Source organism: Dactylosporangium sp. NPDC000244 (genome assembly GCF_040300725.1).
Taxonomy (GTDB): Bacteria; Actinomycetota; Actinomycetes; order Mycobacteriales; family Micromonosporaceae; genus Dactylosporangium.
On the sequence record NZ_JBEPEH010000060.1, the window covers coordinates 51,768 to 67,303 of the forward strand.

Here is a 15,536-nt window from a genome sequence, read left to right on the forward strand (position 1 = left end):
CCGCGATCGAGCGCGTCAGCGTTCCGGGGCCGTTCACCCGGAAGGCGTACGTCAGGTGCTGGCGTTGCGCGCGGCCACGGGCCGGCGACCGGCCACGCGGCCGCCCGAGACCGCGATCGGCTCGTCGGCCAGGTTCACCGCGGCCCAGACGTGGTTGGGCGCGACGCGGACGACGTCGCCTCGGGCCGGTACCGCGGCGTCGCCGGGAAAGACGTCGACCACCGCGTACGGCGTGCTGAGCTCCATGCGCGCGATCGTGCCACGCCGGGCCGCCGGGGTCCTTGGTATGGTGCGGGCCGACCCCTCGCCCTCCCGGGAGCACCCGATGCCGACCATCCGCGCCGTCCCGGTGCTCGCCGCGCTGCTCGCGCTCCTCGTCGGCTGCACCGGCGGCACCGCCAAGTGGGTGTCGCCGGAGCTCGCCCCGGGCGCCCAGGGGCCGCTGCCCGCCGCCTCCGCCAATCTCCCGCCTGCCCCCGCCGAGACCTACACCTCCCCCGCGTCGCGGACCAAGGCCGCGAAGGAGGTCACCTTCACCATCTCGAAGGGCACGGCCAGCCCGGCGACCGGCCGCGTCGACGTGTCCCAGGGCCAGGTCGTGCGGATCACCGTCACCAGCGACACGGCCGACCGGGTGACGGTCACGGGCTACGACCGCGGCGTCGACCTCAAGCCCGGCAAGGCCGGCTCGCTCACCCTGGAGGCGACCAAGACCGGGCTGTTCCAGGTCGAGACGCGCACCTCGCACCTGGTGCTGCTCCAGCTCGTGGTGCGCTGAGCGCAGGTCACCGGCGGCTACACTGGCAGTGATGGCCGATGACGGGCAGACCGCGAAAGTCCTGCGCGCCTGGGAACAGCAGGCGGCGGCGTACGACCGGCAGATGGCGTTCTTCGAGCGTGTCTGGTTCGGCGGCGGGCGGGAGTGGCTCACCGCCCGCGCGCGGGGACGCGTCCTCGAGGTGGCGGTCGGCACCGGGCTGAACCTGCCGCTCTACCCGGCGGACACGACCGTGACCGGGGTCGAGCTGAGCCCGGCGATGCTCGCGATCGCGCGGGAGCGGGCGGCCGGCCTCGACCGCACGGTACACCTGCTGCGGGGCAACGCCGAGGCGCTGCCGTTCGCGACCGGCACCTTCGACACCGTCGTGTGCGGGCTGTCGCTGTGCGGCATCCCGCGGCCGGGCGCCGCGATCGCCGAGATGCTCCGCGTGCTCGTGGGCGGCGGGCGGCTGCTGCTGGTCGACCACGTCGGCAGCACCTGGCCGCCGATCCGCGCCGCGCAGTGGCTGGTGGAGCGGTTCACCATCCGGGCCTGGGGCGAGCACTTCACGCGCCGGCAGCTGCCGCTCGTGCGGGGCGCCGGGTTCGAGGTCGTCGAGGTGGAGCGGCGCAAGGCCGGGACCATCGAGCGCGTGCACGCCCGCAAGATCGTTGTGTGAGCGTCGGGGCCGCCCTCGCGGACGGCCCCGACTATCAACTACACGAGCTTCCAGGGGCCCCAGGGGTCACCCGGGGTCTGGTTGCGCGTCCACCACTTGGCGACGTACTGCTTGCCCTGGTACACGACGACGTCCCCAGTGTTGAAGACGCGCGAAGGCGTCCACAGGGCGGTCCCGTCCGGCGTCGTGGCCATCTGCTGCCACGGGCCGTAGGGGTCGCCCGGCTTCTGGTTCTGCGTCCACCACAGCGCCGTCCACACGGAGCCGTTGTACGACACCGTGTCGCCGTTGTTGTAGACCTTCGACGCGTTCCAGGCCGGCACGGGCGGCGTCACCGGGGCGTTGAGCCCGACGACGACCGGGTCGTGGTCCGAAGCCGTGAACGGGTCGGCGCCGTTGAACAGCAGCGTGGCGTTGTAGTTGTACCGGCTGTAGGCGAATGCGATCGCCTCCTGCGCGTTGATCTGCCAGACGTCGGCGCCGGTCACGAGGGCGCGAGCGCCCGGGTTGGCCAGCACGTGGTCCAGCGACCCCTGCAGTCCGTCGAAGGCGTAGGTGGCCTCCGACGGGTCCAGGGTGGAGCCCAGGTCGGTGTACCCGGCCTGGTAGAGCACCTGCATCGGGTCTTCCTGGGTGTACGAGTTGAGGTCGCCCACCAGGAACACCCGGTTCGTGCCGATCACCGACGCCTGCTGCGAGGCGAACGCCACGGTGTCCTGCGCCTCCCGGACGCGGGTCGCGTTGAACGAACCCTGGTCCTTCGCGGGAGACGACGTGTCCTGGGCGTCGCCGTCGTACATCGGGGTGCCGGAGCCCTTGGACTTCCAGTGGTTCGTGACGACCAGGAACGCGTCCGCGTCCTGGGCGCCCGCCTTCTTGAAGCCCTGCGCGAGCGGCTCCCGCGCGATCGAGAACGGCTGGCCCGGAGCCGACGACGTCAGCAGGATCGCCGAGTCGCCGACCAGCGCCACGTCCGCCGGCTTGTAGATGAACGCCGAACGGATCACGTCCTCCTCGGCGAGGGCCGGCAGCTTGTCGGCGCTCGGCGAGGGCACGTAGGCCCACACGTTCGCGCCGGCCGCCGCGTTGAGCGCGTCGACGAGCTGGGCGAGGGCCGCGTCGCGGCTCTTGCCGAACTTCGCCGAGTTCTCGACCTCTTCGAGCGACACGATGCTCGCGCCGAGCCGGTTGATGCCGGTCACGATCTTCGCCTGCTGCCGCTGGAAGCTGGCGTCGTTCGCGGCCCCGCGCGGGCCGGCGCTGTTGCCCGGACCGGTGCACGACTTCACGCTGACGCGCGTCTCGGCCCGGTCGACGTACCACGTGCAGGTGCCCATCCCCGCCGCAACGTACTGCTCCCCCGTCAACGGGAAGTAGTTCTGCACGTTGAACGTGGCCAGGCGCAGGTTGCCGCCGACGTTGGCGGGCTGCGCGTTGGCCGTGCGGGTGTCACTGAAGGTCGCGACCGCGTGGCCGTCGTCGGTGACCTGGCTCGTCGGCTGGAAGTTCCAGAGCGAGAAGCGGTACTCCAGAATCACCGACTGGTGGAACGTGACCTTCGAGCCGACGCTGACCGGGTTGGTCGGCGTCAGCCACGGCAGCGCAGTGCCGGTGTTCGAGCCGGTGCTGTAGTTGACGCTGGCACCGTCATCGAGGGTGATCTTCCGGGCGGCGTTGTCCGCCACCACGGCCTGCGCCTCGGGGCTGCCCGGCTTGCCCACGTCGGTGGGCTGCCGCAGCGGGGCGTCCCCGGCGACGAGGGTGAAGGAGCCGTACCAGTTCGCGTCGTAGTTGTCCGACACGGTGAACGTGCCCTGCGGCGCGATCAGCTCACCCTCGTGCGCCTCCTTCTGCGCGTCCGTGGTCAGGCTCGACCACGGCAGCGTTGCGGGCACGACCGCCGGCAGCGGCGTGGCGAGCTTGGTCACCGACGGCGAGGAGATCTCGGTCTCGCCCTGGAACTCCTGGACGGTACCGCTGACCCGCACGCTGTCGCCGATGCTCACCTGCCCGGCCGAGATCGACCCGAACACGAAGACCGCGTCGGAGGCCCCGGGCGTCGTGTCCGCCGCCTCGGTGCCGCCGCTGCCCCCGGTCTGCAGGAAGAAGCCGTTGAAGCCGCCGGTCGTGTAGACCGCCGTCACAACGCCTTCGGTGGTCACGAACCGGCCCGCGTACGGTGACGTGTCCGTGTTCGTGCCCTGGATCGCGGCGATCGCCAGCACCTCGGTCGCGGCGTTCACCGTGAAGGTGAACGTCGCCGAGGCGCTCGCGCCGGCGGCGTCGGTCGCGGTGACCGAAACCGACGACGAGCCGGCCGCGCTGGGCGTGCCGGTGACGACCCCTGCCGACGAGATCGAGAGCCCTGCGGGCAGGCCCGTCGCCGTCCAGCTGTACGGCGTCGTGCCCCCCGTCGCCGCCAGGTTCAGCGGCGTGATCGCGGTGCCGGTGATGGCGCTCTGCGCGCCGGGGTTCGTCACCGCGAGCGGGCTCGTGCCCCCGTCCGAGGCCGCGTTCTGCGGCTCCGGCGTCGCCGTGTGGAAGTCGGCGGCGTTGTTGTCGGTGTCAGCGCCGGCCGTGTCCCGCTGGTAGCTCAGCACCAGCGAGTTTCCGGACGTCACGGACCCCTCGGGGGAGTTGCTGGTACCCCAGCCGATCTTGTCGATGACCGAGCTGTCGGTCGGCAGGACACCCGAGGCACTGGCGGCGAGGTAGAGCGTGCCGCCCCCGGCGCCCGGGTTGACGCTGGTGCCGGTGTTGAGGTCCGCCGCTGGCAGCGGCTCCCCCGGGTTGGTGCTCGCCCCGTTGCTGGGCAGCTGAATCAGGAAGTGACCGTGCGCGGCCACCGTCCCGGACAGCGCGAACACCTGGGAACCGCTGGGCACGACGGTGCTGGTGGGCGCCCGGTACTGCAGCGTGCTCCCACTCAGCGCGATCGGGCTCGCGGTCGGGTTGAACAACTCGATGAACTTGTTCAGATAGCTCGCACCCGACGAGCCGCCGTTGACGTAGGCCTCACTGATCACCAGGCCCGTGCCCGCCGGGTTGGCGGACGCGGGCTCGGCGAGCGCAGGTAACGCCAACCCGGCCATGGACAGGGATAATGCGACGGAGACCCGCCGGACGAGCACACGGGACATAGACCCGGACCTCCAGTGGTCGGTTTCTTGTTTCCGCCGGCCCGAAGGCCGACCCCGGGACGTTAAATGTCCTGATGCGACGGTCGGCAGACGAAGGCTGAACGGCGTGTAAACCCTAAGGCAGATCGACGAGGCCGAACCCGATGGTAGGGCGGGGTGTAGGGGTCTTGGGCGGGGTCAGATTTGTGACTGGTCGACAAGACGGTCGGCCAGTTCCCCGGCGGCCTCGGGCGTGAGCGCGCCGATGCCGAAGAGCGCGCGGACGTACAGCGGGGCCAGGATGTGGTCGACGACGTCGATGGCCTCGGGGGCCGCCTCGCCGCGGTCGCGGGCCCGCTGGAGCATCTCCTCGAACTGCCGCCCGCGCCCGGCCACGAACTCGTCTCGCGCCTGGACGTTGGTGGTGGACAACGCCACGACCAGCCGCAGCACCGCGAGGCCCGCGGGCCCGCTCACGTCGCGGGCGACCCCCTCGGCGTAGGCGCGCAGGTCCCCGCGCAGGGTGCCGGTGTCCGGCATCGGCGAGTCCGCGGTGAGCCGCGTGATGGCGACGTCGGCGACGAGCGCGTCGAGGTCGCCCCAGCGCCGGTAGATGCTGGTGTCGGCCACGCCCGCCCGCGCCGCGACGTCGCCGACCGTGAACGCGCCGTGCCCGCGCTCCGCGACCAGCTCGGCGACGGCCTGGTGCACCGCGGCCCGGACCCGCGCGCTGCGCCCCCCGGTGCGCCGGGCCTTCTCGTCTTCGCCCACGCGGCGAGCTTAACGCAGCTCACGGTTGCGTTAGTACGGCCAGTGCTCGTATGTTCTTAACGCAGTGCCCGACTGCGTTAACCGAGGAGAAGAGCCCGATGACCACGATCGTCGACCGCATCGAAGCCGCCATCGCCACGACCGGCACCGTCGTGTCGGATCTGGGCCCGGCCCTGGACGCCCCGTCGCTCTGCCCCGGCTGGACGCTGCGCGACGAGCTCAACCACCTGGTCGGCGGCATGCGCGTCTTCGCCGCGGAGCTGTCCGGCACGGACGCGGGCGGCGAGCACGAGTCCGACTGGCTCGGCCACGAACCGGCGGCCGCCTACGCCGCGGCGGCCACCCTGGACGGCGAGGCGTGGCGGCGCCCGGACGCGCTGAGCGGGACGGTGCGCCTGGGCTTCGGCGCGATGCCGGCACAGATGGCCGCCCTCATCCACCTCACCGAGCTCGTGGTGCACGGCGCCGACCTGGCCGTGTCCACGGGCCGCACCGACCGCCTCGACGCCGAGCAGTGCGCGTACCTGCTGGCCACGATGCGCGAGATGGGCATGGAGGCGTTCCGCCGGCCGGGCATGTTCGGCGCCGAGCTGCCCTGCCCCGAGGACGCCCCCGCGCACGAGCGCCTGCTGGCCTTCCTCGGCCGGGAAGTGGCCTGACGGCTACTCGCGCTCGGCGCGGCGCAGGCCCCCGGACGGGGTCCACCACTCGACGACCAGCAGCGTCGCCTCCGGGTTCAGGTGGGTGTGCACGACCTCGGTGATGTCGGCGTGGAAGCGGTCGCCGTCGGGCTGCTCGCCGGTGCTCGTGAGCACCGCCCGGCCGGCGATCTTGGCCTCGCCCGGCCACTGGGCCTCGGCGCCCTCGACCGGGTCGACGGTCGCGCTGTGCAGCGCGAAGCGCGGCTCACGGCGCAGGTCGACGCCCTTGCGCGCGCCGGTCATGGAGCCGAACACGAGCTCGCCCGCCTCGAACTGCGCCTCGATGCCGCTGATGCGCGGGCCCCCGCCGGCGCGGATCGTGGCGATCGTCTTGTGCCGGTGCGCGTCGAACAGGGCGCGGACCCGCCGGGCGAACTCGGGCTCGGCGCGCTCGACGTCCTGCCATGCCGTCATGCGCCCCATGATTCCACCTCGGCGCCGTCGGCGGTGCATTGTGGACGCCCGGCGGCCACGCGCAAATCGCGCGCGAACGCGGGAGCGCTCGGCGATACTGTCGGTCATGAAGCTTGCCGAGGCTCTCGCGCTGCGCGCGGCCGCGGTGCGCCGGGTCGAACAGCTGCGGGCCCGGATCGCCGCCAGCGCCCGCTACCAGGAGGGCGAGCCGCCCGTCGAGGACGCCGCGGCGCTGCTGGCCGACGCCGGCGAGACGCTCGGGGAGCTCGAGGGGCTCATCCGGCGCATCAACCGTACGAACGCCACCGTCGAGGTCGAGGGCGGCACGCTGACCGACGCGCTCGCGCGCCGGGACGTGCTGCGGATGCGCCACGCCGTCGTGACCGGCGCGGCCCAGGCGGCCGCCGGCGACGCCCAGCGCGGCCATCGCCAGCTCCGCTCCGAACTCAAGATGATCGTGGCGCTCCCGGTCGCCGACCTGCGGCGCGAGGCCGACGACCTGGCCCGCCGGCTGCGCGAGGTCGACACGCTCATCCAGCGCACGAACTGGGAGGCCGACCTGCTGGACTGAGGCGCGGAGCAGGTAGCCGACGTGGAGGCGCGCACCACCGAGGGCCGGCGGTTTCCGACCCACGCTGGTGCGCCAAGGGCAGGCGCGGGGGTTCGACTCCCCCACCGACAACGCACGCCCAGCACGGCACACACGTGACGGTGCACGGAGCACGGCACACAACCAGGTGCGGATCCACGACGGCGAGGGCGGGCAAGGGGCACTCCGCGCCTCACAGCCGACGGCCGGGCGGCTTCAGGCTGCGCCGGGAAGGTCGAGCGCGGCGAGGCGCGTGAGGATGCCGACCACGTGCGCGAGGTCGTGCCAGACCACGGTCTCCTCCCGGCCGAGCATCTCGCGCATCGACTCGACGTCGTCGCGCAGGTCGCCCATGGTCGGCTCGGGTTCCCGGGAGAACTCGTACGCCGCCCACGGCCCGACCGTCCAGTAGAAGCCGGCATCGAGCTCGACGGTTTCGCCGTGCCGGTGCTCGATCGCGGCCAGCAGCGTGCTCACGGCCCTGCGCAGCTCGTCGAGCGAGACGGTCAGTGGTTCGGTCACGGCCCCATTCTCGCGGGAACACGGGCCGGGGGTGCGGGCAGTCATCGGTATGTTGCACTACATGGCCGACCCGCGGGAGGGGCCGCCCGACGTGGCGGACCTCTTCGACCGGTACGGCGCCGAGCTGCGGCACTACTGCGCGGGCCGGGTCGGGGGCACTCTGGCCGAGGACATCGTCGCCGAGACGTTCCTCATCGCGTTCCAGCGCCGCGACAAGCTGCTCGACGGGCCGGTGCGGGCGTGGCTCTACGGCATCGCGTCGAACCTGCTGCGCCGGCACCGCCGCACCGAGACCCGCGCGCTGCGGATGCTCGCCCGGACCGGTCGCGATCCATTGGTACCGGACGTTGCCGACCGCGCCGTCGACCGCGCGCACGCCTCGGCGGTGAGCCGGGAGATGGCCGCGGTGCTCGCCCGGCTCCCGGCCCGCCAGCGCGACGTCCTGCTCCTGTACGCCCTGGCCGACCTCGACTACGACACCATCGCGCGCACGCTCGGCATCCCGCTCGGGTCCGTGCAGTCGGCGCTGTTCCGCGCGCGGACGAAGCTGCGCGCCGCCCTGGCCGCCGCGAACTCCGAGGAGGAGCTGTGAGCACCGACGACCGGTCCGACCTGAACGCGGTGCGCGCGCTCGCCTCGCCGCGCACGGCCACAACGTTCGAAGAGCTGACCCGGCTGCGGTACCGGGTCCTGCACGGTGACGCCCCGCGCACTCGCCGCCGGGCCTGGCTCACGCCAGTCGCCGCGGCCGTCGTCGCCCCACGCACCCTCCGCCGGGCCTGGCTCGCGCCGGTCGCCGCGGCCGTCGTCGCGCTCGCGGTGCTCGCGGGCGTCGGCGTGGCCCTGAACCGCGGCGAGCCACAGGGGCCCGGCCTCGCCCCGGCGCCGTCGGGCACCCTGGAGCTGGGCGCCACGATCGACCCGCGGGCCGGCTGGGACGACCTGGTGCGCGCGGCCGGCGAGACCACGCCGCTCGCGGCCGGCGGCCGGGACCAGCTCCACGTGCGCATGACCATGCTGGTGCCGTCCGGCGGCGGCAGCCCCGAACTCGTCCCGCAGGTGCGCGACACCTGGTACGAGGTGCAGGGCATGATCCCGGTCCGCGACCTGTTCGACGGGCGACCGGCCGGGCCGGGGCCGAAGGGCGAGGACGAGACCGAGCTCGAACGGCGGAACTTCGCCGAGGCCGGGCCGGGCGTGGTCCACCCCACGCCCGAATGGCTGGCGGCGCTGTCGCCGGATCCGTCGGCGCTGCTGGAGCAGCTCGGTTCCGGCGAGTCCGCGGACGCCCTGTGGAGCACCTGCACGTCCCTGCTCCTGCGGGTCGATCCCCTGCTCCCGAGCGGAGTGCGCGTCGCGCTGCTGAGGCTGCTCGACCGGATCGACACGCTCGTGCTGCAGGAGGTGACGGTCGGTGGGCAGCGCATGATCGGCGCCGGCCTGCCGACCGGCCAGAGCCTGGCGATGGTGCTGTTCGACCCGCGCACGGCGCACGTCACCGGCTGGGCCCACCTGACGCGGGGCGGCTACGGCCCGTCATCGTCACCGGGCGTGCGGGACACGCGGCCGTCGCCGGGAAGTGTGCGGGTCGACGATCAGCGGCTGTACGCGTACGAAATCGTGCAGCGCTGATCCGTGGTGAGGTTCGACGGCGTCATTGCCGGGACGCCACCCAGCGTCAAGGTGCGCCCCGCGCAACATCCGGCATCTGTCGGACTTCCCCGGCCGGCCGTACCCTCTCCCTCAGATATCGACGCTCTACGATCGATCTTCACAGGGAGGAGCAGGGCAATGTCCATGCCTCAGCGAGGCCGCCGGTGGTCCGGCGTCGCCGCGGCGGCCGCGGCGGTGTGCCTGGCGGCCGTGTTCGGTGGCGGCCCGGCCGCGTCGGCGTTCAGCCCGGCGTCGCGCGCCGGCAGCTGCGCCAGCCCCGGGCAGAAGCTGGCCAACCCCGGCTTCGAGCTCGGCACTGTTGCCTGGACCGGCGGCGCCGGGGTGATCGGGCAGTGGGCCCAGGAGCCGGCCCTCTCGGGCAACTACAACGCGTTCCTGGACGGCTGGGGCACCGTGCACACCGACACCCTCAGCCAGACCGTGACCCTGCCGGCCGGGTGCTCCGTCGCCACGCTGAGCTTCTGGCTGCACATCGACACGTATGAGCTGACCACCGTCAACGCCTACGACAAGCTGACCGTACAGGTCAACACGACCACGCTGGCGACCTACAGCAACCTGAACAAGGCCGCCGGCTACGCCCAGAAGACCTTCAACCTGGCCGCGTTCGCCGGGCAGACGGTCACCGTCCGGTTCACCGGCACCGAGGACAGCTCGCTGCAGACGTCGTTCGCCGTCGACGAGACCGCCCTGTTCGTCTCCTGACGCGCCGACGCCCCGGGCGATCCAGACGCGGCGTCGACAGGTCGCCACCCCGAAGCCGGCCATGTGAAATTTACGCGGCGGACGGTTCGGCTCACGCTGCGGACCACACGGTCGCCTACCGCTGGATAGACATGAGCCTATGGGTGTCTGACGATGGAATTTCCGCCGGGTACTCCGAAGGGTGCCGCCGTGAAACGTTTCCTGGCCGTCTCCGTCGCCGTCGTCATCGCCCTGACGCTCGCCCCCGCACCGGCCCACGCGGACACACCGGTGACAGCGCCCTCGCAACTGGAAGCCGTCCACGTCTCCGACACCGGCGCCGACCTGTGGTGGAACCGCAACGGCGCGGCCGCCTACGACGTCGCCGAGGTGCTCGCCGGCGGCCAGTGGTCCGAGTACCGCCGCAACCTGACCGGTGCGCTCGCGCTGACCGGACTGACCCCGGGCGTCACCTACACGTTCCGGGTCTACTCCGTCCCGAAGCCGGGCCTGGATCTCGCCAACAGCGAGCCGTCGGCACCGGTCACCTTCACGACCCTGCCCGGGCCGGACACCCAGCCGCCCAGCACCCCGGCGGCACCCACGTTCAGCGCGGTCACGCCCACCTCTTTCACGGTCTCGTGGGCGGCCGCGACCGACAACGTCCAGGTCACCGGCTACCAGCTCCAGCGGCTGTTCGGCACGACCTGGGCCACGGTCGCCACGGTCGCGCCCGGGTCGCGCACCTACGCCTTCAGCGGACAGACCCCGGCAACGGCCTACACCTTCGCCGTGATCGCCGTCGACGCCCGCAACAACCAGTCCGCGCGCTCCACCGCCGCCACCGTGACGACGCCGGGCTCCCTCACCTGCCAGGTCGCGATCAGCACCTCGCTTCCCACGATCGCGGTGACCGTCCTGGTGCAGAACACGACGCCGGACCCGGTGACCTCCTGGTCGGTCCAGTTCACCCTGCCACTGACGATCAGCATCACCGGCGCCTACAACGCCACCGCGACCCGGGTGGGGACGGCCGCCACCCTCACCCCGCTGCCCGGACTCACGACGATCGCCCCGGCCGGCGGCGTCGCGGTGGTGAGCGTCGGCCTCTACACCGTCACGCCGTACACGCCACCCAGCAACTTCAGCGTCAACGGCATCGCCTGCCGGTGAGCTCCCAGCCGCGACGCCCCGGTCTTCATGCACGGAGTCCGGTGAGGTGGATGCGGACGAAGCGCCGCCAGGCGGTGTCGTCTCCGTCGGGCGAGGCGGCGACGACTCCGCGGAGCGCGACGATGAGTGCCTTGATGTCGTCTCCGGTCACGCCGGGCGCGAGGCTTCCCGCGTCGACCGCCTTCCGCGTGAGCTGCCGGACCTTGTCCGCTGTCTGCGCCCTGACGTCGTCGCCGGTGACCCGGTCGGTCAGGGCGGCGGCATAGCGCCGGTTCTCGGCGGTGAAGGCTCCGGCGAAATCGAGGAACCGCTCGAGTCCGGCGCCGGGGTCGGGATCCGCGAGGGCGGCCCCGGCGGCTTGGTCCATCTCCTCGATGAACAGTTGCGCAATGGCGTCGAGCAGCGCGTCTTTGCTCGCGAACCGCCGGTAGATCGTGCCGACGCCCAGGCCCGCGCACGCCGCTGCGCGCAGCGGTCGTCGGCCGGGGCACCCGTGTCGCCAATGCCGGTCTTGGCGGGCTGGGCCACCTGGCCGTCAAGCTCGCCTCCGCGCTGGGCGCGGAGGTCACGGTCCTGAGCCGCAGCGCGTACAAGGAGCAGGACGCCAAGGACCTCGGAGCGACAGGGCTGCTCGTCACGACGGACGACGCCCAGGTCGCCGCCGCGCGGGGCAGCTTCGACTTCATCCTCGACACCATCTCCGCCGACCACGACCTCTCGCCGCTGATCGGCATGCTCGACCTCGACGGGACCTTGTGCGTGCTCGGCAACCCCCTGCTCGGCGGGCCGAAACTGTGGGAGCTCGGCGCCGGCCGCAAGAAGATCACCTCCTCGGGCACCGGCGGCCTGCGGCAGACCATCGAGGTGCTCGAGTTCTGCGCCGAACACGCCATCACCGCCGATGTCGAGATCCTTCCCTCCAGCGCTGTCGAGACGGCCCTGGACCGACTTGCCGCAGGCGATGTGCATTACCGCTTCGTGCTGGACATGTCCGACCTCGACGCAACCGCCTGACCACGCGCTCGACGATGCGCGCAACCGCACCACCCGGTGAGGGCGAGGCGATGGGGGACAGCCGGTATGCCCGGGTGCGGAAACCCGCAGCCGGAGAGTCCCGCTGGCGTCGACGTCCCGTAACACCGTTCGAGCGAGTGTGGACGTAGACCTTCCGCCCCCCGCTTGAGCAGGTGATTACCATGACTACTCGCCAGGTCGACCCGGTGCTGAGCATGGCTCTGTTCGTCTCCGACGCCTCGAAGACCAGCGACCTGGACGACACCATGGTCCGCGAAACAGTTGATCGCACGCTCGAGCAGCTCGGGCCGGACGAGTGCTACGCCCGGGCCGCTGAAGTGTTCGGCGACCACTCCGATGTCGCCCTCGGCCGGATCCAGTGGGCGCGGGCCCTGTGCGCCCGCGCGTTCGCGCCCGCGCTCGCCAGCGCGGCTGCCTGACGCTCCCGACCGACATCTGACCCGAACCGACAGCGCCGGCACCGCCGGCACCGCCGGCGCTGTCGGCGTGACCGGGGTCAGGGCCGGCGCAGCCCCGGTGTCGCGCCGCTGACGGCGGCGACCCGGCCGTCGGCGAGCTGGAACAGTGAGACCGGCATGCCGGGACCTTGCGCGATCGCCGCCCAGTAGCCGACAGCCAGCCCAGCGGCATACACCCGCGCCGAGCGATACCGTCTCCGGAGCCGGCACGACCGGCCACGCGCTGCGTCGCACTCCGGCGCTGCCGACCCACCGACGCCTGGTGTCCAGGCTCGCGCGGTTCCTCATCCTCCCCTTCGCGGGCCGGCGTAACAGGGGTGGCCGGCCGAGCGCGACGGGCGCGGATCTACCGGCGCGCGGGGCGGCTCGGCGCGGTGGGGTCAGCCGCAGTCGGCGGTGAACGGGTACCAGGTGTAGCCGCTCCTGCCCGGGTGAAGATCGGGCCGACGTGGTACGTCGTGGGCGTGGTGCCGTTGCAGAAGTAGGTCAGGGAACCGTTTCGTGCTGGACATGTCCGACCTCGACGCAACCGCCTGACCACGCGCTCGACGATGCGCGCGGTCCAGCCGACGCGCCGACCGGTGCCGCAGCCAGGTCCGGCCGCGGCGTGGACCGTGCTCCCGGCGTTGCCGCCCTCCGTCACGTTGGTCAGCAGACCCCAGCTGCTGTGCGGCGGGACGTCACCGCCCGCATCTGTGTCTGAACACCAGCAGTTCTGCGTGGTAGGCCGGCACAGCGGCATCTTCGGTCTGGCTCCGCCGGGCTGCATCGATTTCAGTGTCCGTGGCGTAGTACAGGAATTCGTCGCCGGCGCCGGTGCTGGCGAGCGCGACAATGTGTAGCACGTGTTGCAGGCCTGCGGCCTGGGCGGCGGGCAGGAGCGCTCCGATGTGCTCGGCGAGCGTGCCTTCGGGCTGGCCCGCTGTTGCCGGACCCAAGGCCACGATGGTGGACGTGCTGGCCGTCATCATCAGGCGGCACAGGGCGAACACCTCGGCAATGTCCGCGGCCGCGGCGGCGTGTAGGAGCGGCCAGCGCAGCAGGATCAGACCGACCGGGGCGGAGGCGGCGTCGAGGGTGCTGTGTGAGCGTGGACCTGACCCGATTCGACGGACAGGGTCGATGTGTTGATCCTCAAGCTACCTTGAGGGCGGCGATTGGCCGAACGTTGGTGCGGTTTTCGTAGGCGGCGGGGCTTTGGTAGTCGAGGCTGGAGTGCCGGCGGCGGGTGTTGTACCAGCCCTCGATGTACTCGAATATCGCCTGTTTGGCGGCGTGGCGGGTGGGCCAGGTCTGGCGGTGGATGAGTTCGGTCTTGATGGTGGCGAAGAACGACTCGGCGACCGCGTTGTCCCAGCATTGGCCGCGCCGGCCGACCGAAAGCCGGACCCCGTGGCGGCGGGCGAGGCGGGCGTGCTGAGCGCTGACGTATTGACAGCCGCGGTCGGAGTGAAAGATCAGCCCGTCGGCGGGCCGGCGGCGGCGCAGCGCGTCGGTCAGAGCGGCGTCGACCAGGTCGGTCTTGAGATGCTCGGCGACGGCCCAGCCCACGACCCGGCGGGAGGCCAGGTCGATGACGGTGGCCAGATACAGCCAGCCTTCCCACGTGTTGATGTAGGTGATGTCGCCGCACCAGCGGGTGTCGATCGCTGTCGGGTCGACGGTGAAGTCCCGCCGGATGAGGTCCGGGCGTTCGCCCGCGTTCGGGTCCGGGATCGTGGTGACCTGCCAGCGGCGTGGGCTCTTGCCCCGGATCCCGGCCGCGCGCATCCGGCGGGCGATGCGTTTGCGTCCGTGCCGCAGTCCGGTAGCGGCGAGCTCGGCGTGGATCCGTGGCGCCCCGTAGGTGCCGTTGGACGCCGTATGCACCTCGAGGATCTTCGCGGTGAGGTCCTCATCGACCCGCTCGCGGGAGCTGACAGCGTTGCGGGTGTAGTAGGCGGACCGGGAGACCTGCAGCAGCTCACACGCGCGTTTGACGCTGTGCTTGCCGGCCTGCTCCGCCTCGATGAACGGATACACGTTCACCGGGTCTCCCGCGCGAAGAAAGCCGTCGCCCGCTTCAAAATGTCGACGTCCTGCTGCAGCCGCCGGTTCTCCTGCCGCAACCGGGCCAACTCCGCCCGCTCATCCGAGGTCAGCCCGTCCGACCGGACGCCAGCATCAACCTCGGCCTGTTTGACCCACTGCCGAACCGCGGTCTCGGTCAGATCGAAATCCTTCGCGACCTGCCCGACCGTGCGGTCCCCGCGCTGACACAACTCGACGATCTCGGCCTTGAACTCAGGCGTGAACGCCCGCCGCGGCCTCGATCGCTTCTTCCCCATGCTCTCCATGATGTCGGACATCCTCCCGGAGACCCCAGGTCCCCTGATCTCGGATGTCCGTCAAAACGGGGCAGGCCCAGCGCGCGTCAGCGCTGGCCAGGCATGGCCGGGATACGTGGATGCCAGCGTGCTCGACGTGCGGGTCGTGGGTGAGGTCCACGATCGTGTCGCCGTGGTCGGTGTAGACGCGGATGAGCCGGCTCGTGAGCCGTGACGCGAAGCGGTTGTCCGGGGTAATCGCTGCGGTTGAGTCGTCGCGGTCCAGTCGCCAGATGGTGGTCGGGACGTAGCCTGCGGTGACGATCGCGTCATCGCGGCGGAGTGTGGTCCGGCGCCGCTGTGCTGCGTTGTCCGGGGTGCGGTGTGACGGTGCTGTCATGGCGGATGACTCCCGCGCCCGACTGGCGGTGTTCGCACCTACGAATGGCTCCGGTCCTGCAGCATTCGCCATGCCGTCGGGGGGCTGTTGGCCCAACATCTGGTCGATGCCCCGGGCACATCGTTGGGTCACCGCCTGACGCTGCCCCGACAGACGCCTGAGGTTCCCCTCGTAACGTGGAGGCCAGAACTTGAGGGATAGAGGTTCATGGCTGAGACGAGGCGTCGGTTCGATCCGGAGTTCCGTGAGGG

General features: G+C 71.7%; 21 protein-coding genes and 1 pseudogene. 10 read left to right on the forward strand and 12 right to left on the reverse strand.

Annotated features, from left to right (window positions below):
- Positions 1-51 precede the first annotated feature (51 nt).
- On the reverse strand, positions 52-246 hold the full coding sequence (locus tag ABT369_RS52485) for a hypothetical protein (protein WP_350625275.1): 195 nt from the start codon (positions 244-246) through the stop codon (positions 52-54).
- Here ABT369_RS52485 and ABT369_RS52490 point away from each other — a divergent pair.
- A complete protein-coding gene (locus ABT369_RS52490) occupies positions 245-778 on the forward strand; it encodes a hypothetical protein (RefSeq protein WP_350625277.1) in 534 nt (177 codons plus the stop codon). The genes ABT369_RS52485 and ABT369_RS52490 overlap by 2 nt on opposite strands.
- Positions 779-809: 31 nt before the next feature.
- Complete coding sequence (locus tag ABT369_RS52495; RefSeq protein ID WP_350625280.1) at positions 810-1,439, forward strand: class I SAM-dependent methyltransferase; 630 nt, start codon at positions 810-812, stop codon at positions 1,437-1,439.
- A 38-nt stretch (positions 1,440-1,477) separates the two neighbouring features.
- Here the strand turns inward: ABT369_RS52495 and ABT369_RS52500 are convergent, their stop codons facing one another.
- Positions 1,478-4,579, reverse strand: coding sequence for an ExeM/NucH family extracellular endonuclease (locus tag ABT369_RS52500; RefSeq protein ID WP_350625282.1), 3,102 nt, complete (start codon positions 4,577-4,579; stop codon positions 1,478-1,480).
- 177 nt (positions 4,580-4,756) lie between these two features.
- Complete coding sequence (locus tag ABT369_RS52505; protein ID WP_350625284.1) at positions 4,757-5,329, reverse strand: TetR/AcrR family transcriptional regulator; 573 nt, start codon at positions 5,327-5,329, stop codon at positions 4,757-4,759.
- A gap of 98 nt (positions 5,330-5,427) precedes the next feature.
- On the opposite strand from ABT369_RS52505, the gene ABT369_RS52510 reads away from it, so the two are divergent.
- Positions 5,428-5,988 carry a TIGR03086 family metal-binding protein gene (locus tag ABT369_RS52510; protein ID WP_350625286.1) on the forward strand — a complete coding sequence of 187 codons (561 nt, stop codon included), beginning with the start codon at positions 5,428-5,430 and terminating at the stop codon, positions 5,986-5,988.
- 3 nt (positions 5,989-5,991) lie between these two features.
- Here ABT369_RS52510 and ABT369_RS52515 read toward each other — a convergent pair whose 3' ends face one another.
- A complete protein-coding gene (locus ABT369_RS52515; protein ID WP_350625288.1) occupies positions 5,992-6,444 on the reverse strand; it encodes a pyridoxamine 5'-phosphate oxidase family protein in 453 nt (150 codons plus the stop codon).
- 106 nt (positions 6,445-6,550) lie between these two features.
- Between ABT369_RS52515 and ABT369_RS52520 the strand changes: the two genes are divergently transcribed.
- The gene (locus ABT369_RS52520; RefSeq protein WP_350625290.1) at positions 6,551-7,015 is read left to right on the forward strand and encodes a DIP1984 family protein; all 465 of its coding nucleotides are present in this window, start codon (positions 6,551-6,553) and stop codon (positions 7,013-7,015) included.
- A 234-nt stretch (positions 7,016-7,249) separates the two neighbouring features.
- On the opposite strand, the gene ABT369_RS52525 is transcribed toward ABT369_RS52520, so the two are convergent.
- The gene (locus ABT369_RS52525) at positions 7,250-7,555 is read right to left on the reverse strand and encodes a hypothetical protein (RefSeq protein WP_350625292.1); all 306 of its coding nucleotides are present in this window, start codon (positions 7,553-7,555) and stop codon (positions 7,250-7,252) included.
- A 61-nt stretch (positions 7,556-7,616) separates the two neighbouring features.
- Between ABT369_RS52525 and ABT369_RS52530 the strand changes: the two genes are divergently transcribed.
- The 4 genes from ABT369_RS52530 to ABT369_RS52545 all read left to right on the forward strand — a co-directional run bounded on the left by ABT369_RS52530 (position 7,617) and on the right by ABT369_RS52545 (position 11,086).
- The gene (locus ABT369_RS52530) at positions 7,617-8,147 is read left to right on the forward strand and encodes an RNA polymerase sigma factor (RefSeq protein WP_350625294.1); all 531 of its coding nucleotides are present in this window, start codon (positions 7,617-7,619) and stop codon (positions 8,145-8,147) included.
- Positions 8,144-9,187 (forward strand): hypothetical protein, encoded by a 1,044-nt coding sequence (locus ABT369_RS52535; protein ID WP_350625296.1) that lies wholly within the window; start codon positions 8,144-8,146, stop codon positions 9,185-9,187. The genes ABT369_RS52530 and ABT369_RS52535 overlap by 4 nt, the downstream gene beginning before the upstream one ends.
- A gap of 159 nt (positions 9,188-9,346) precedes the next feature.
- Positions 9,347-9,934: a hypothetical protein gene (locus tag ABT369_RS52540; protein WP_350625298.1), complete on the forward strand. Its 588-nt coding sequence runs from the start codon at positions 9,347-9,349 to the stop codon at positions 9,932-9,934.
- A 189-nt stretch (positions 9,935-10,123) separates the two neighbouring features.
- Entirely contained in the window at positions 10,124-11,086 is a 963-nt protein-coding gene (locus tag ABT369_RS52545; RefSeq protein WP_350625300.1) for a fibronectin type III domain-containing protein, read from the forward strand.
- A 25-nt stretch (positions 11,087-11,111) separates the two neighbouring features.
- Here ABT369_RS52545 and ABT369_RS52550 read toward each other — a convergent pair whose 3' ends face one another.
- Both ABT369_RS52550 and ABT369_RS52555 read right to left on the reverse strand, forming a co-directional pair.
- The gene (locus ABT369_RS52550; RefSeq protein ID WP_350625302.1) at positions 11,112-11,453 is read right to left on the reverse strand and encodes an SbtR family transcriptional regulator; all 342 of its coding nucleotides are present in this window, start codon (positions 11,451-11,453) and stop codon (positions 11,112-11,114) included.
- Between the two features lie 54 nt (positions 11,454-11,507).
- Positions 11,508-11,558 (reverse strand): annotated as a pseudogene (locus ABT369_RS52555) (hypothetical protein); the annotation flags it as partial.
- A gap of 56 nt (positions 11,559-11,614) precedes the next feature.
- Here ABT369_RS52555 and ABT369_RS52560 point away from each other — a divergent pair.
- Positions 11,615-12,100: a zinc-binding dehydrogenase gene (locus ABT369_RS52560; protein ID WP_350625314.1), complete on the forward strand. Its 486-nt coding sequence runs from the start codon at positions 11,615-11,617 to the stop codon at positions 12,098-12,100.
- Between the two features lie 182 nt (positions 12,101-12,282).
- Positions 12,283-12,540: a hypothetical protein gene (locus tag ABT369_RS52565; protein WP_350625304.1), complete on the forward strand. Its 258-nt coding sequence runs from the start codon at positions 12,283-12,285 to the stop codon at positions 12,538-12,540.
- A 77-nt stretch (positions 12,541-12,617) separates the two neighbouring features.
- Here the strand turns inward: ABT369_RS52565 and ABT369_RS52570 are convergent, their stop codons facing one another.
- The 5 genes from ABT369_RS52570 to ABT369_RS52590 all read right to left on the reverse strand — a co-directional run.
- On the reverse strand, positions 12,618-12,755 hold the full coding sequence (locus ABT369_RS52570; protein ID WP_350625306.1) for a hypothetical protein: 138 nt from the start codon (positions 12,753-12,755) through the stop codon (positions 12,618-12,620).
- Positions 12,756-13,259: 504 nt separating this feature from the next.
- Positions 13,260-13,571, reverse strand: a complete 312-nt coding sequence (locus ABT369_RS52575; protein WP_350625308.1) for a hypothetical protein — start codon at positions 13,569-13,571, stop codon at positions 13,260-13,262.
- Positions 13,572-13,713: 142 nt separating this feature from the next.
- Positions 13,714-14,607, reverse strand: coding sequence for an IS3 family transposase (locus ABT369_RS52580; RefSeq protein WP_350625310.1), 894 nt, complete (start codon positions 14,605-14,607; stop codon positions 13,714-13,716).
- The gene (locus ABT369_RS52585) at positions 14,604-14,906 is read right to left on the reverse strand and encodes a transposase (RefSeq protein ID WP_502891939.1); all 303 of its coding nucleotides are present in this window, start codon (positions 14,904-14,906) and stop codon (positions 14,604-14,606) included. Before ABT369_RS52585 ends, ABT369_RS52580 begins: the two co-directional genes overlap by 4 nt.
- The coding region (locus ABT369_RS52590; protein ID WP_350625316.1) for a hypothetical protein at positions 14,863-15,536 on the reverse strand (674 nt) is incomplete at its 5' end. The genes ABT369_RS52590 and ABT369_RS52585, both read right to left, overlap by 44 nt.

Excerpts from the sequence above, each read along its gene's own strand:
- ABT369_RS52490 (WP_350625277.1), top strand. The coding sequence starts at position 245 with ATGCGCGCGATCGTGCCACGCCGGGCCGCCGGGGTCCTTGGTATGGTG.
- ABT369_RS52485 (WP_350625275.1), bottom strand. The coding sequence starts at position 246 with ATGGAGCTCAGCACGCCGTACGCGGTGGTCGACGTCTTTCCCGGCGAC.
- ABT369_RS52515 (WP_350625288.1), bottom strand. The coding sequence starts at position 6,444 with ATGACGGCATGGCAGGACGTCGAGCGCGCCGAGCCCGAGTTCGCCCGG.
- ABT369_RS52550 (WP_350625302.1), bottom strand. The coding sequence starts at position 11,453 with ATGGACCAAGCCGCCGGGGCCGCCCTCGCGGATCCCGACCCCGGCGCC.
- ABT369_RS52520 (WP_350625290.1), top strand. The coding sequence starts at position 6,551 with ATGAAGCTTGCCGAGGCTCTCGCGCTGCGCGCGGCCGCGGTGCGCCGG.
- ABT369_RS52585 (WP_502891939.1), bottom strand. The coding sequence starts at position 14,906 with ATGGGGAAGAAGCGATCGAGGCCGCGGCGGGCGTTCACGCCTGAGTTC.
- ABT369_RS52510 (WP_350625286.1), top strand. The coding sequence starts at position 5,428 with ATGACCACGATCGTCGACCGCATCGAAGCCGCCATCGCCACGACCGGC.
- ABT369_RS52540 (WP_350625298.1), top strand. The coding sequence starts at position 9,347 with ATGTCCATGCCTCAGCGAGGCCGCCGGTGGTCCGGCGTCGCCGCGGCG.
- ABT369_RS52565 (WP_350625304.1), top strand. The coding sequence starts at position 12,283 with ATGACTACTCGCCAGGTCGACCCGGTGCTGAGCATGGCTCTGTTCGTC.
- ABT369_RS52500 (WP_350625282.1), bottom strand. The coding sequence starts at position 4,579 with ATGTCCCGTGTGCTCGTCCGGCGGGTCTCCGTCGCATTATCCCTGTCC.
- ABT369_RS52530 (WP_350625294.1), top strand. The coding sequence starts at position 7,617 with ATGGCCGACCCGCGGGAGGGGCCGCCCGACGTGGCGGACCTCTTCGAC.
- ABT369_RS52495 (WP_350625280.1), top strand. The coding sequence starts at position 810 with ATGGCCGATGACGGGCAGACCGCGAAAGTCCTGCGCGCCTGGGAACAG.